Source organism: Streptomyces sp. NPDC058751 (genome assembly GCF_042746485.1).
In the GTDB taxonomy this organism is placed as follows: Bacteria; Actinomycetota; Actinomycetes; order Streptomycetales; family Streptomycetaceae; genus Streptomyces.
In genome coordinates this window covers 147,636-161,864 of sequence record NZ_JBHYPZ010000006.1, presented here as the reverse complement: position 1 = coordinate 161,864, position 14,229 = coordinate 147,636, and the positions used below count along the sequence as shown (strand labels likewise).

At 69.4% G+C, this 14,229-nt stretch carries 11 protein-coding genes and 1 pseudogene; 6 read left to right on the top strand and 6 right to left on the bottom strand.

Annotated elements, in window-relative coordinates; genetic code table 11:
* Positions 1-600: 600 nt before the first annotated feature.
* On the bottom strand, positions 601-1,116 hold the full coding sequence (locus tag ACFW6B_RS08600; protein WP_386593428.1) for a hypothetical protein: 516 nt from the start codon (positions 1,114-1,116) through the stop codon (positions 601-603).
* A gap of 359 nt (positions 1,117-1,475) precedes the next feature.
* Between ACFW6B_RS08600 and ACFW6B_RS08595 the strand changes: the two genes are divergently transcribed.
* Positions 1,476-1,793, top strand: coding sequence for a hypothetical protein (locus ACFW6B_RS08595; RefSeq protein ID WP_386593426.1), 318 nt, complete (start codon positions 1,476-1,478; stop codon positions 1,791-1,793).
* A 1,070-nt stretch (positions 1,794-2,863) separates the two neighbouring features.
* Here ACFW6B_RS08595 and ACFW6B_RS08590 read toward each other — a convergent pair.
* Positions 2,864-4,228, bottom strand: a complete 1,365-nt coding sequence (locus ACFW6B_RS08590; RefSeq protein WP_386593424.1) for an alkaline phosphatase — start codon at positions 4,226-4,228, stop codon at positions 2,864-2,866.
* A 233-nt stretch (positions 4,229-4,461) separates the two neighbouring features.
* Between ACFW6B_RS08590 and ACFW6B_RS08585 the strand changes: the two genes are divergently transcribed.
* Positions 4,462-5,097, top strand: a complete 636-nt coding sequence (locus ACFW6B_RS08585; RefSeq protein WP_386593422.1) for a hypothetical protein — start codon at positions 4,462-4,464, stop codon at positions 5,095-5,097.
* A gap of 187 nt (positions 5,098-5,284) precedes the next feature.
* Here the strand turns inward: ACFW6B_RS08585 and ACFW6B_RS08580 are convergent.
* Positions 5,285-5,448, bottom strand: a pseudogene (locus ACFW6B_RS08580) (IS5/IS1182 family transposase); the annotation flags it as partial.
* A 312-nt stretch (positions 5,449-5,760) separates the two neighbouring features.
* On the opposite strand from ACFW6B_RS08580, the gene ACFW6B_RS08575 reads away from it, so the two are divergent.
* Positions 5,761-6,003 (top strand): hypothetical protein, encoded by a 243-nt coding sequence (locus ACFW6B_RS08575; protein ID WP_386593420.1) that lies wholly within the window; start codon positions 5,761-5,763, stop codon positions 6,001-6,003.
* A 260-nt stretch (positions 6,004-6,263) separates the two neighbouring features.
* Here ACFW6B_RS08575 and ACFW6B_RS08570 read toward each other — a convergent pair whose 3' ends face one another.
* The gene (locus ACFW6B_RS08570; protein WP_386593418.1) at positions 6,264-6,563 is read right to left on the bottom strand and encodes a hypothetical protein; all 300 of its coding nucleotides are present in this window, start codon (positions 6,561-6,563) and stop codon (positions 6,264-6,266) included.
* Between the two features lie 513 nt (positions 6,564-7,076).
* Between ACFW6B_RS08570 and ACFW6B_RS08565 the strand changes: the two genes are divergently transcribed.
* Positions 7,077-8,495 carry a nitronate monooxygenase gene (locus ACFW6B_RS08565; RefSeq protein WP_386593415.1) on the top strand — a complete coding sequence of 473 codons (1,419 nt, stop codon included), beginning with the start codon at positions 7,077-7,079 and terminating at the stop codon, positions 8,493-8,495.
* 268 nt (positions 8,496-8,763) lie between these two features.
* Here the strand turns inward: ACFW6B_RS08565 and ACFW6B_RS08560 are convergent, their stop codons facing one another.
* Both ACFW6B_RS08560 and ACFW6B_RS08555 read right to left on the bottom strand, forming a co-directional pair.
* Positions 8,764-10,092: a class I SAM-dependent RNA methyltransferase gene (locus ACFW6B_RS08560; protein ID WP_386593413.1), complete on the bottom strand. Its 1,329-nt coding sequence runs from the start codon at positions 10,090-10,092 to the stop codon at positions 8,764-8,766.
* A 116-nt stretch (positions 10,093-10,208) separates the two neighbouring features.
* Positions 10,209-12,257, bottom strand: a complete 2,049-nt coding sequence (locus tag ACFW6B_RS08555) for an APC family permease (RefSeq protein WP_386593411.1) — start codon at positions 12,255-12,257, stop codon at positions 10,209-10,211.
* A gap of 421 nt (positions 12,258-12,678) precedes the next feature.
* On the opposite strand from ACFW6B_RS08555, the gene ACFW6B_RS08550 reads away from it, so the two are divergent.
* Together ACFW6B_RS08550 and ACFW6B_RS08545 are read left to right on the top strand one after the other, a co-directional pair.
* Positions 12,679-13,350, top strand: a complete 672-nt coding sequence (locus tag ACFW6B_RS08550) for a TrkA family potassium uptake protein (RefSeq protein ID WP_037620031.1) — start codon at positions 12,679-12,681, stop codon at positions 13,348-13,350.
* Positions 13,350-14,027, top strand: a complete 678-nt coding sequence (locus ACFW6B_RS08545; protein ID WP_386593408.1) for a potassium channel family protein — start codon at positions 13,350-13,352, stop codon at positions 14,025-14,027. Before ACFW6B_RS08550 ends, ACFW6B_RS08545 begins: the two co-directional genes overlap by 1 nt.
* Positions 14,028-14,229: the final 202 nt, after the last annotated feature.

Sequence of the window (14,229 nt, the reverse complement as noted above, 5' to 3'; positions counted from 1 at the left end):
GCGACGGTAAAGGAGTCGGGTCCGCCGCGACCGTGGCGGACCCTGCGCCTTGCGCCGGTCGATCGCAAGCGAAGAGGTCGTGCCAGACGCGTGCCGGATCCGGCAGGGAGTCACGGGGAACAGCGGGGAACCAACGGACCGCCCGCCGGGGCGCCGACACCCTTCCGCCCCAGGTCAGTCCCCCAGCAAGCCCTAGATCACCTCAGCTTCCCAAGCTAATGGCTCAGGCGTTGTCGTCACGGGCCGGCCGTCACGGCTTGCTCTGGTCGACGGCACCGGCAGCGTGGCTGAGGCTGGTGGGGGTGCAGCGAGGCCACGCGCGCCTGGTCGGTCGGCGCACTTGCCGTCGCGGCTGACTGTCGTCGGCTGAGGTTCAGACAGGGCGCCTCGAAGGTCTCGGCCGTCGGCCGAGCGAGCCGAAGCCGGGCCGTCTCTGGGCCGTCCGAGGTTGCTCAACAATGGCCGATGACGACCGATGACGACGACCAGGCGCACGAGCCCACCGTCCCTGAGCTGGGAAGCGGCAGGTCACCAAGATCTCCGGCAAGACCCGGGGCAAGAAGACAGATCATCACTTGCCCATTGCAACTCCACCGGCTGCTACAACTGCCGCGGGTCTGCCCCCAGGACGGCGGGGTCTTCGGACCGCAGGCGAAACTTTGCGGTTACGCCCAAACTCTTTCGAGCAGCGAGGTAGAACATGTCACGCTTCTCCTGAAACTGCCTGAAAGCCCGTGTCCAGTCCTCCGATGTTCCCGAGCGCCGGTCACGAACGAACTGCTCCAGCACCCAGGCGTGGCGCTGCAGCGCCCTGGCCGCCGCGATGGTTTCGGCGTCCCCCATGAGGAGGACGGCCTCGAACGCGTAGCCCCGCTCCAGTTCGGCGTCGGCCAGCATCGTCAAGCCGGCTTCTTGTGCGAGCGGATAGGGAAGATCAAACAGTCCTTTGTCTGCAGCCAGGCGCCCCGCCAAGGACGTGAACCTCTTGATCGCGTCTGCGAACCGGAGGTAGGACTCCAGACGACGTTCATCCCATCGCGTCGAGAGTTGGCGACGCCAACGCGACCTTTCCATGAGGGCTCCGCCCACGTAGGACGCTGCGGCACCGACGAGCACGCCTATCAACGTAAACAGTTGCCCCGACATGGCCCCCCTGTCGATCGGTTCGTTCCCGGGACGACCTTACTGTCAGCGACGAACAACGGCGGACGAGTACGGACGTCAGCGGACAGTCAGCGCAGGTGAGAGCCGGGCCGGCCCAAGCAGGCAGCCCCGCCCGACTTGCTTCGGGACGAAGCGGTCCCCGTGCCACAGCCGTGCCACATCGTGCGGTCAACGACGGCTTGCCGCGGTCGAGATGCGCCGTTCACCCGGGCTACCGCTATAGCCGTAATGGCCTGGACGGACATGCCGACGACCACGTCCGCCCTTACAACGCAGTAGCCACGGGCTTCTCGACAGGCCATGATCAGTCCATGGAGGAGTACACGTGGCCGGCGCGTCGCCCCGACGTTCCGGGGCTGTCGCCGGATGAAGTTTGGGCGGCGACGATTGCCGCACTTCCCGTTGGGGCCTCTGTCACAGGAGAGGTGATCGGACGTCAGCCCTTCGGCGTGTTCATCCGGTTCGACGGGCTTCCGGGAGCCTTGGGGCTGGCCGAGATCATTTCCATGCCCGAAGGAATGGGACTGCCCGTTTTGGGTGCACGCATCCGCGGTGAGGTGATCGACCACGCTGAGCGCAACCACCAGGTGAGAGTTCGGCTGCACGAGGCGGGGACAGCGCTTGGGTGATCACGTTTGTGATGTCCCTGGGAACGGGGGCTCGGATTGGTGTGCGATGTACGAGCAGTGGCAGTCCGGCATGTCCCGAGTGCGGCCAGCTCTTGAGGTCTGGCGTCCTCGTGCTCTGCGAGCGAGAGGACGATGGCCGACGGACCTGCCGGTCGCTGTGGACGCGCGCCGGCCGACACGTCTGGTGGCTCTGGCCGAATCGACCGGACGAGCCCTTTGAGATCTGCCCCGTGCCGGGACCGTTCCGCTGACGTCGACGACGCCGGACGAGGGCGTACGCCGGCAGCTTTGTCCGACCGCCCCGCCAGGCCAAGACGGGCACACCGAATCCTTCGCCGCCGCCGCACCGCTCGCGCACCGGATCGGGCGGGGAACCGCAGGGCCTCACGGTAGAGCGGGACCGGCCGAAGGGAGCCGTGTTCTGAACGTTCACCCAGGTCAGCAGCCGAGCCAACCGCAAGTGACCGCAGCTTCCCAAGCTGGGAGTGCGCGTGCCGGACTGCCGTTCATGACTCACAGCCGAAAGGACCGTGCCGCGTAGGCGCCCTTCGCGCCTACGGGCGGAGAGCAGGCGTTTTCCTGCCGCGCGTGGCAGCTACTCGAAGATCGGTCGGCTTTCCGGTCCGGCCCGGGCGCAGGTCATTCGGTTGGAGCGGACGCGGCTCCGGCCGGGCCTCATCGAGCAGGCCCTCTTCCGGTGGGCCGCCGTCGCAAGGGTCCCTCACGGTCAGCTCCCTCCACCGTTCGGCGACCGATGCGGTGTACCCGACTGCTGTCCTGAGCCGGCGGACGAGCGCGACCTGTTGGAGCTCGCTGTCCGTGCGCTGCCCAAGAAGAGCGCTCGGGAGCTCCGCGTCATCGTGGAGCCTCTGGACAGGAGGATCCTCGAACGTCCGGACGCCGTGCCGTACGGTCATCCACGGCATCGTTGGTGGCAGAGCGCCTTCTGACCGACCCCGAGAACGAGGAGCCGCCCTCGCCCCGGGCCAGAGGTGCGGGTGTCCGACCGCGTGACGACGCCGACGACCGGTGGCTGCGAGGGGAGGCCGAGGCCTCCCCTCGCAGTGCGCTCAGCGCAGGCGGAGCGCTTCGCTGATGGTCGCGAAGAGGTCGGTCTGATTGGTGACGCCGAGGACGCGGTACGCCTGCGGGCCCTGGGCCGCGATGCGGACCTGGGTACCGGTGTGCTCCTGGGACTGCCCCGGGGTGTTGGTCGAGTAGTTGACCTTCAGCTGCTGACCCTCGTTCGTGATCAGGGTGGAGGACAGGCCGGGCGGAGTGGCCTCCAGGGGGACGATCTGGCTGGTGTGACCGTGGTCGGCGGTGGTGACCACGAGCGTGTCGGGGTGCTTGGCCGCGTAGTCGCGGGCGAGCTTCACGGCGCGGTCGAATGCGGCGGTCTCGCCGATCTGGCCGCAGGGGTCGGCGGCGTGGTCCTGCTTGTCGATCGAGGCGCCTTCGATCTGGAGGAAGAACCCCTGCTTGGAGTGCTTCTGCCGCTGCTTCGCCTCAAGAAGCCGGATCGCCTTCGCGGCGGAGTCGGCGAGGCTCGGGGTGGTCGTCGGGCGGCTCGGGTTGGTGGTGGCGCACCGCTGCGGGGCGGTACCGCCGACCGCTGCGGGCTTGCCGGTCCACTCGACCGGCACGTTGCCGGATGCGAAGAGACCGAGCACGGGCTGACCGGGCTTCAGGGTGCGCAGGCCGGCGCTGTCGGTGACGACCTGGTAGCCGAGCTTCCGGGCCTGCTCGGTGACGGTGAGGCCCTTGTAGCGGCCGTCTGTGACCTTCTGGTCGAAACGCTGCTTGCCACCGCCGAAGAGGACGTCGACCTTGTGGTTGACGGACTGCTCGGCGATGGAGCCGGGGCCTCCGGCCGCGAGGGTGTCGGCGGGGCACTTGGCCATGTCGGCCGGGCCTTGGCAGGAGCGGTCGGTGGTGTGGGAGGCGAGCACGGCGGGGGTGGCGTCGGTCAGCTCGGCAGTGGTGACGCTGCCGGTGGCGTAACCCTTCTTCTGGGCGAGCTCAAGGAGGGTGGGGACGGATTTGTCGGTGCCTGGGGTCTTGGAGATGCGACCGTTGACCGTCTTGACGCCAGTGGCCCAGCCGGTGCCGCTGGCGGCGGAGTCGGTGACGTAGTCGGGTGTGCCGTCGGCGTGCACGGCGTACGTGGTGTACGCGCCGGTCAGCGGGAACTTGTCCATGTCGAGGCGGCCCGCGGCGCCGACCGTGTAGTCGCGGGCGAGGGTGATCTCCGAGTCGCCCATGCCGTCGCCGATGAGCAGGATGACGTTCTTCGCCTTGCCGCTCTTGACAGCCGCCCTCGCCTGGTGGGCGCTGTCGGACGCGCCGGCGGTCGACGTGACGGTCACGGCCGCGGCGGTCGCGACGGCCAGAGCGGTGGCGATCGCGAGATGACGACGGGTGGGCTTCGGCATGAAGAGCGCTCCTTGAGGCGGATGCGCCGGTGGATGTCCGGCGCGGGTCAGACCATCACTCGCCCGCGAAGAAAGGGTGAACAACTGGTCGAACGCACGTATCCCGAACACGTCATGTATTGATCAGGTATCCCGTCCCGCCTTGTGTGCGATTCAGAGTTGAGCAAGTCCCCCCTGCTGACCTGAGTACTCGTACTCAAGTGGAGGCGGTGGCTTGATCGGAGACTTGGCGCATGAGACGAACCCCCGCCCCGACCCGCACGGCCACCCGCTCCCCGCGTCGTCTGCGGCCCATGCTCGCGATGGCAGCCCTCACCGCGCTGACGCTCACCGCCTGCGGCGCCGAGAAGACGGACACCGGCGGATCACAGGGCAGCCCTGCCGACAGCGCCGGGGTCCGGACCGACGCGGCCTTCACGAAAATGCTGAGTGAGGTCGCACGGCAGTGTCCCCCGAGCGCTCCGCCGGAGGCTCCACCGAGCGATCCGATGCGGACGCTGCCGTCCGGGGCGACACCGCCGAGCAACGCGATCGAGCCGGCCGCCCCCACGGCGGGACCGGAGGTGGAGCTGAACGCCCGCGACTGGTGCGCGAGCAGCCTCCACGAAGAGCGCATCGCCCAAGCGCTCTGGGACCTGGCGGATCCCACCCCCGCCAAGGTCAGGTCGATCCTGAACGGACTTGGCTACATCGACGAGCGCATCCACGGCCTCGAGCGGTCCGGTACGACCACGCGGTTCTTCCTCGACCTGCGCGACCAGGGCGGACGGCTCTGCCTGGACGGCTCGGCGGCCGGCGAGGAGACCGTCGTCGACAAGTGCGTAGCCCCCGCGACCGGCCCGTTCAAGGCCGGAGAACGGAAGGTGTGACGACCGGCTTCTCCCCTGCTCTCCCGCCGCGCCCGCTCACGCACGGCGGCTGCCGGACGGTCGCTCACGGCGTTCGTTCCGTCCGCCCCGGATGACGCCACCGAGCAGAACGGGGCGCCCGTCGCGCGAGAGCGCACGGATCCCGCCGTAGGCGCGGGCACCCCCGGCGCGAAACCGGCGAGGGCGGGCAGGTCGAGGTGGCCACGAGGGTGATCGCGGCCGGCACTTCCCGGTCGCCCCGCCGACGATGCCCTCCACCCCGCGGACGAACCGGCACCGGCGGCACCACCCGCTGGAACAACGCCCACAGGTCTTCCGGCGCCCCACCCGCTCGACAAGCGCAGCAGTCATCACCCCGAACAGCGCTTCAGCGAGTCCGGCGCCCCATCAGAACGAGCGTCGGCATGCCTCGGAGAGCGTCATTTCGGCGTCGGGACATCGCCCGTGACGCCCGGGCCACGCATCGACAAAACCGCAGGTCAGGCGTCCTTCTTCGCAGGCTCCAGAATGGCCACGCACTCCACGTGGTGCGTCATCGGAAAGGCATCACGCCGAGCAGCCATGAAGAAGGTGCAGGTCAGGCACCATTCTCGACCCTCCGGACGAGCGGGAAAGGCATCGGAGCGTCATACGAGCGTCAGCACCGTTGGGGACTCGGTGCAGGTGGCCTCGAACACGTCGGGACCCTCGGCCAGGACGTTCGGCCCTCTCCCGGCCGGTCGTGAACCGGTCACCGACCCGCTCGCCCGGCACGCCGCCGCACCCCTCACCGACGCCGGGCTCTGCGGCCATAAGATCGACGCCATACTCACCGCGACCGCACTCAGCCCCACCACCATGCTCATCTCGAACTCGGGGGACCTCGCCAGCCTCTGCGGGACATTGGTCACCGTGATCAAGATCTGACGGAAACCGCCCATCTTTCCGTCAGGGCCAGAAGTCCGATCGCAACCAAACTGCACAAGCAGACGACGACCATCAGCAGGACGGGAAGTTTCTTGATCTTGAGTCTTCCAAGATCTTCGTAGGCGCTGGTCGAAACGGTCCGGGCTTCAGCCGAGCAGGATGCGCTGGCGGAGTAGTGCGTGGTCGGAAAACTCCCGCGGACACCCCGCTTGCCGCCCGGCGCGAGGCGCAATTGCCGCAGTGACCGCATCCTCACATGGTCAGCCCCCTGACCCCCCTCTGCGTTCGCGCATACGTTCGGCCTGGGTCATGTCGTCGCCGATGAGCCCTGCGAAGACCAGTGCGCGTGAGCCGTCAAGGCTGGCCTTGATCTGGGCCTGGATGACGCCACTGGCCCTGCCACGGGTTCCGATCCAGCCGTCCTGCACGAGTTGGGTGAAGGTCGCGTTGTCGAGATACCGGGGCACCGTGTGGTAGCCGAACAGCTCACCTCCTTTAGGGCCGATGGCCAGTCCAGGTCGGCCTCGCAGCCGCTCGACGTGTTCACGCGTGAGGTACATGCCCCCAATCAGCGCATCTCCCTTCGGCGCCACCTGTTCGGACTTGAGGACCTTGTTCAGCGCTTCGGCCTCTCCGCGGTCCTCGAGAAGGGCACGGGGAAGGTGATCCGAGGCGAGAGGGCCGGTGCCGTGCAGGCCGACTCCTCCCTCGTCGTCGGTACGGGCACGGCGCTGGTGCGGGGTGGTACTGCCGGCGTCGGAGACCTCGCAGAGGAGGGAGCGGCCGCGGATGAGGCGCAGGCGGACGGACGCGACCGTAGCGCACGGGGCAGCCGTAGCGGATGGCGCCGACGACCGGGCGTCCCCGTCCCTCGCCCGCCCCGCACGACGAGGGACCCTGTGCGACAACCTACGAAGCCGTAGGTTACGGTGTCGTAGGTTACGAGGGCGTAGGTTGCGGACTCGAAGGCACGGGTCTGCACGCGTCTCCCCCGGTCAAGCTGCAACATTTGCGAGGACCCCATGAGTGCACCCCGGACAACAACCGACTTGCCGTGGCTGATCCAAGGCGGAATGGGTGTGGGGGTGTCCGGCTGGCGGCTTGCACGGGCGGTCGCGCGCACCGGGCAGTTGGGGGTCGTCTCCGGCACCGCTCTCGACACTCTGCTGATCCGCGTGCTCCAGAGCGGGGACCCGGACGGTCACCTCAGGCGGGCACTGGCCGCCTTCCCCGTGCCGGAGCTCGCCGACGCCCTGCGGGAGCGCTACTTCGTCGAGGGCGGGATCAGGCCCGGTGAGCGGTTCGCGGCCACCCCCATGATGACGGCCGACGAGAACTGTCCTGCCCGGCCGCTGACCGTCGTCGCCAACTTCTGCGAGGTCTGGCTCGCCAAGGAGGGCCATGACGGACCGGTCGGCGTCAACTACCTGGAGAAGGTCCAGCCCGCCACCGTCCCCGCCATGTTCGGCGCGATCCTGGCGGGCGTGGACCACGTCCTGGTCGGCGCCGGTATCCCCGCGCAGATCCCCAGGATCGCCACCGGGCTCGCCCGGTGTGAGCCGGTCACCGTGCGGGTGGACGTGGAGGGCGACGACCAGCCCCTGGAGCTGCGCTTCGACCCGGCCTCGATACTGCCCACAGCAGAGCCGGGCCACGTCGCACCCCTGCGCCGCCCCGACGTCCTGGCCATCGTCTCGTTGCCGGCGCTGGCCGCCTACCTGAACCGCGATGCAGAGACCAGGCCGGACGGATTCGTCGTCGAGGGCTACAGCGCCGGCGGCCACAGCGCCCCGCCGCGCGGGCCGCTGAGCCTGGACGAGCACAGCGAACCCGTCTACGGGCCCAGGGACATCCCCGACCTCGCGAAGATGGCCCGCCTCGGTCTGCCGTTCTGGATCGCCGGCGGCCAGTGCGGACCGGAGCAGCTCCGCGAGGCCAGGGCGGCCGGGGCGGCCGGTGTCCAGCTCGGCAGTGTCTTCGCTCTCTGCGAGGAGTCGGGCATGGACGCGGGGTTGCGGCAGCAGTTGACGGAGCGTGAGCGGACCGGCCGGCTGACGGTGCGCAACGACCCCGCGGCCTCCCCGACCGCGTTCCCGTTCAAGGTGGCCGACCTGCCCGGCACCCTGGCCGACCCCGGGGTGAATGCCGCCCGCACCCGCGTCTGCGACCTCGGTTATCTGCGGACGCCCTACCGCACCGATCGCGGCACCATCGATTACCGCTGCCCGGCCGAACCCCGAGTGGCGTTCGCCCGTAAGGGCGGGGACGTCCAACAGACCGAAGGGCGGCAGTGTCTGTGCAACGGGCTGCTGGCCGCTGTCGGATTCGGACAGCGCCGCCCGCGCGGCGTGGTGGAGCCGCCCATCGTCACCATCGGCCAGGACCTGGACTTCCTGCGGCACATCTCCCCCGACGGAAGCCCGTACAGCGCCGAGACGGTGGTGCGGTGGCTGTCCACGGGACTGACCGAGGCAGTTGCCTCCGGCGCGTGACGAGGAGCAGGCCACGGGGCTCGCTGGTCTCTTCCGGGACAGCTGACCGTCAGGAACCAGCAGCTCCGCGTAGAGCGTCGCCCGCCCTCGAACCCCATTGACATACGCCCGCCCTGACAGAGCCTGACCTGCCCAACAGGTCACCTGGCACCCCATCAGGGCAAGCGTCAAATAAGCGTCGAGACACCTCTGCGAGCGTCATTTCAGCGTCGAGATTCCGCCCGTAACGCCTACACCACACATAACGCGCACCACCCAAAACCGCAGGTCAGGCGTCCTTCTTCACCGGCTCCAGGATCGCCACGCACTCCACGTGATGCGTCATCGGGAACAGGTCGAACGCCCGCAGCGTCCGCACCTTGTACCCGCCGTCCCGGAAGTACGCCAGGTCGCGGGCGAGGGCCGCCGGGTCGCAGGCCACGTAGGCGATGCGGCGGGCGCCCAGGGACGTCAAGTGCTCGACCGTCTTCTTGCCGGCCCCCGCCCGGGGCGGGTCGAGGACGATGATGTCGACCTCGGTGATGCCGGTGCGCGGGAGGACCGCCTCGACCTTGCCCTGTTCGATGCGGACGCGGTCGAAGCCGGCGAGGTTGTGCCGGGCATCCTCCACCGCGCGCTTGCCCGACTCGATGCCGAGGACCGCACCCTGGTCGCCCAGACGGTCGGCGAGGGCACCCGCGAAGAGACCGACACCGCAGTAGAGGTCCAGGGCCATCTCGCCCTTGCGGGGCAGCAGGCCCTGCATGACGGCCTTGACCAGCGTGTCGGCGGCCATCGGGTGGACCTGCCAGAAGCCGCCGCTGCCGACGCGGTGGGTGCGGCCGTCGGCGCGCTCGCGCACGAAGGCGCGGCCGTGGACGCGGTGGATCCCGCCGTCCTTCTCCTCGACGCGCATCACGGAGACCGGCTTGTCGAGCTCGACGAGCGGCAGGCGGGCGCCGGGCCGGGGCTCCAGGATCACCATGCGGTCCTGGGAGCCCGTCGCGGCGATCGCCTCGACGGCCGCCATGCCGGACCAGTCGCGCTCCTCGATGCCGAGTTCGGTGACGCCCGGGGCGGCGATCATGCAGCGTTCAATGGGCTCGACCTCGTGCGAGCGGTGGCGGCGCAGTCCGGCGTTGCCGTCGGCGTCCACGGCGTACTGGACGCGGGTGCGCCACTGCGGCACCTCGCCCGCGGGCAGCTTGTCGCCCTCGGCGGGCATCACCGTGCCGTCCCAGCCGGCCTCCTCGGGCGTGAGGCCCGCGAGACGCCGCAGCTGCTCGGCGATGACCTCGCCCTTGAGGCGGCGCTGCGCGCCGGGCTTGGCGTGCTGCCAGTCGCACCCGCCGCAGCGGCCGGGGCCCGCGTACGGGCAGGGCGCCTCGACGCGGTCCTTGGATGCGTCGATGATCCGTACGGCGTCGGCGCGCAGGAACCGCGCCCCTTCCTCGCCCTCGGTCACCCGGGCGACGACCCGCTCACCGGGGAGCGCGTGCCGGACGAAGAGGACCTGGCCCTCGTCCGTCCGGGCGATGCAGTGCCCGCCGTGCGCCACGGGGCCGATCTCGACCTCGTACTCGTCCCCCACCAGCGACTTCTTCGGTTCTGCCTGCATGGTGGGGTGACTCCAGATGAGAAGGGGGAAACGGCCGGACAACAGCCGTCCAGTCTACGTGCTCGCGGCGCCGCTTCCCGCCCCCGTCAGCCCTTCCGGGTGGGCTCCCGTCCCCGTCAGCCCTTCTGGGTGGGCTCCTTGGGCCGGTCCTGGGCCGGTCCGCGGCGCACGGCGCCCGGAGCGTTCCAGTCCTGGCGCTTGCGGGCGCGCAGCTTCGCGGCCTCGGACGACTCCAGCTGGTAGGGCACCGAGGTCACCATGACGCCCGGGGTGAACAGCAGACGGCCCTTGAGGCGCAGGGCGCTCTGGTTGTGCAGCAGGTGCTCGTACCAGTGGCCGACCACGTACTCGGGGATGATCACGGAGACCGCGTCGCGCGGCGACTCCTTGCGCAGGCCCTTCACGTACTCGATGACCGGACGGGTGATCTCGCGGTAGGGCGAGTCGAGGACCTTCAGCGGTACGTCGATGCCGCGCCGTTCCCACTCGTCGCGCAGGGTCTTGGTCTCGGCCGGGTCCACGTTGACGCTGAGCGCCTCGAGGGTGTCGGAGCGCAGCAGCTTGGCGTAGGCGAGGGCGCGCAGGGCCGGCCGGTGGATCTTGGAGACCAGGACGACGGAGTGGACGCGGGAGGGGCGGACGCTGTCGTCGGAGGGGCCCTCGGGGGCGGCCAGTTCCTCCGCGACGCGGTCGTAGTGCTTACGGATCGCGGTCATCGTCGCGTAGAAGATCACCATGCCGAGCAGGGCGACCCAGGCGCCGTGCGTGAACTTGGTGACGAGGACGACGACCAGGACCAGCCCGGTGAAGAAGGCTCCGAAGGCGTTGATCGCGCGGGAGCGGATCATGTGGGTGCGCGCGGCCGGGTCGGTCTCGGCGGCCAGGTGGCGGTTCCAGTGGCGGACCATGCCGGTCTGGCTGAGAGTGAAGGAGACGAACACGCCGACGATGTAGAGCTGGATCAGACGCGTCGAGTCGGCCCCGTAGATGACGACGAGCAGGCTCGCGGCGCCGGCCAGGAGCACGATGCCGTTCGAGAAGGCCAGGCGGTCGCCGCGGGTGTGGAGCTGGCGCGGCAGGTAGCGGTCCTGGGCGAGGATCGAACCGAGGAGCGGGAAGCCGTTGTACGCGGTGTTCGCGGCCAGGAACAGGACGAGGGCGGTGGCGGCGGCCAACAGGATGAACAGGAAGCTGCCCTTGCCGAACACGGCCTCGGCGACCTGGGAGATCACCGGGTTCTGGACGTAGTCGGCGCCGACCGCCACACCGTTGTGGATCAGGTCCGTGGCGGGGTTCTCGGCCATGCGCACGTTGGTGGCCATGGCCAGGGCGATGATGCCGCAGAACATGGTGACGGCGAGCAGGCCCATCGCGGCGAGCGTGGTGGCGGCGTTCTTCGACTTCGGCTTGCGGAACGCGGGGACGCCGTTGGAGATCGCCTCGACGCCGGTGAGCGCCGCACAGCCGGAGGAGAAGGCGCGCAGGAGCAGGAAGACGAGGGCGAAGCCCGCGAGTCCCTGGTGCTCGGCCTTGATGTGGTAGTCGGCGGTCGGCGCCTGCATGGTGTCGCCGAGCACGAGCCCGCGGAAGGCACCCCAGGCGATCATGATGAAGACGCCGGCCACGAAGACGTACGTCGGGATCGCGAAGAGCTTTCCGGACTCCTTGACCCCGCGCAGGTTCATCAGCGTGAGCAGCACGATGACGGCGACCGCGCAGAAGACCTTGTGCTCCACCACGAACGGCACCGCCGAGCCGAGGTTCTCGATGCCGGAGGCGATGGAGACGGCGACGGTGAGGACATAGTCGACGAGGAGCGCGCTGGCGACGGTGAGACCGGCCCGCGGGCCGAGGTTGGTGTTGGCGACCTCGTAGTCGCCGCCGCCGCTCGGGTAGGCGTGCACGTTCTGGCGGTAGGAGGCGACCACCGTGAACATCAGCACGACGACCGCGACCGCGATCCAGGGGCTGAAGTGGTAGGCCGACACGCCCGCGATGGAGAGGACCAGCAGCACTTCCCCGGGCGCGTACGCCACGGAGGAGAGCGGGTCGGATGCGAAGACAGGGAGGGCGATGCGCTTCGGCAGAAGCGTTTCCCCCAACCGGTCGCTGCGCAGTGCACGCCCGATGAGGATCCGCTTGGGCACGTCGGTCAGTTTGGACACAACAGGGAATCGTAAGGGTTCGAACTGGCTGTCGCCCACCCGCCGCCCCCTTCCACACCTCATCTGCCCTCCGGGTGAAAACGGTGCGGGCTCCGGCTGCGGATTCCGCGGCCCCGGATATCCACGTGGCTATATGACAAAACCCCGTTCCCGACCGCCCCGGAGGACCCATGCATCTGACCGCTGAGCTCATCGGCGCGGCCGTGGCACTGGCCGGTCTCGGAATCCTCACCCTCGCGAGTGTTCGCAGCATCACACGGCGCTGATCCCCGCGTTCACCACCGGACCCCGAACGCTCCGCGAAAAAGCCACAGGTGAACCTCCGCAACGATGCCCCCGGTCGACCGTGCGTGTGTAGCTTGGGCGGCGGTCTGAGACCCTGTTTAGCCTGAGCCGTAACCATTCATGCGGAAGGACGGTCGTGCACATCGTCATCATGGGCTGCGGAAGAGTAGGTTCCGCTCTTGCCCAGAACCTGGAGCAACAGGGGCACACGGTCGCCGTGATCGACCAGGACCCCACCGCCTTCCGGCGGTTGGGCTCCGGGTTCGGCGGCCGTCGTGTCACCGGAGTCGGCTTCGACCAGGACACCCTGCGCGAGGCGGGCATCGAGGAGGCCGGCGCCTTCGCGGCGGTCTCCAGCGGTGACAACTCGAACATCATCGCCGCCCGGGTGGCCCGCGAGATGTTCGGCATCGAGAACGTCGCCGCCCGCATCTACGACCCGCGCCGCGCCGAGGTCTACCAGCGCCTGGGCATCCCGACCGTCGCCACCGTCCGCTGGACGGCCGACCAGATGCTCCGCAGGCTGCTGCCCTCGGGCGCCGAGCCGCTGTGGCGCGACCCCACGGGCGGTGTGCAGCTCGCCGAGGTGCACACCTCCGTCGCGTGGGTGGGCCACAAGATCAGCCGCCTCCAGGACGAGACGGGCGTACGCGTCGCCTTCCTCACCCGGCTGGGCGAGGCGGTCCTGCCCAGCTCCCAGACGGTGCTGCAGGAGGGCGACCTGGTGCACGTGATGATGCGCACCGACGAGGTGGACAAGGTCGAGGCGGCGTTCGCCAAGGGCCCTGAAGGGGAGGCGGGGCACTGATGAGAGTCGCCATTGCCGGTGCCGGTGCCGTGGGCCGCTCGATCGCGGGCGAACTGCTGGAGAACGGCCACGAGATCCTGCTGATCGACAAGGCGCCGACCGCCATCTCGGTCGAGCGCGTCCCGCAGGCGGAGTGGCTGCTCGCCGACGCCTGCGAGATCACTTCCCTGGACGAGGCGGCGCTGCAGCGCTGCAACGTGGTCATCGCGGCCACCGGGGACGACAAGGTCAACCTCGTGGTCTCGCTTCTCGCGAAGACCGAGTACGGCGTTCCGCGCGTCGTCGCCCGTGTGAACAACCCCAAGAACGAGTGGCTGTTCAACGAGTCCTGGGGCGTGGACGTCGCCGTCTCCACCCCGCGCCTGATGTCGGCGCTCGTGGAGGAGGCGGTGAGCGTCGGCGACCTGGTGCGGCTGCTCCGCTTCAGCCACGGCGACGCCAACCTCGTCGAGCTGACCCTGCCGCCGGAGTCCGCCCTGGCCGGCACGACCGTCGGCGACGTCGCGTGGCCGGAGGACACCTCGCTGGTGACCATCATCCGCGGCACCCGCGTCCTGACCCCCTCCAGGGAGGACTCCCTGGAGGCGGGCGACGAACTCCTCTTCGTGGCCGCCCAGGCCCGTGAGGAACAGCTCGAGGACCTGCTGTCGGTGCGCCGCGACACGAGCGCGAAGTAGCCGTTCCCTCCCGTCGGCGGTACGGCGATGCCGCCTCCCGCCGACGGGAACGGGCTTCGCGCCGCTCCACGAGCATCACGCCGCGGTACGACGATGGGGGCGCCCGGAGATTCTCGAGGGTCTCCCCCCCGGGCTCCGACCGCAGCATGAAAACCAAAAAACCCACCCCCAAGAAACAACAAACAACCTTGAACTCGAAGGG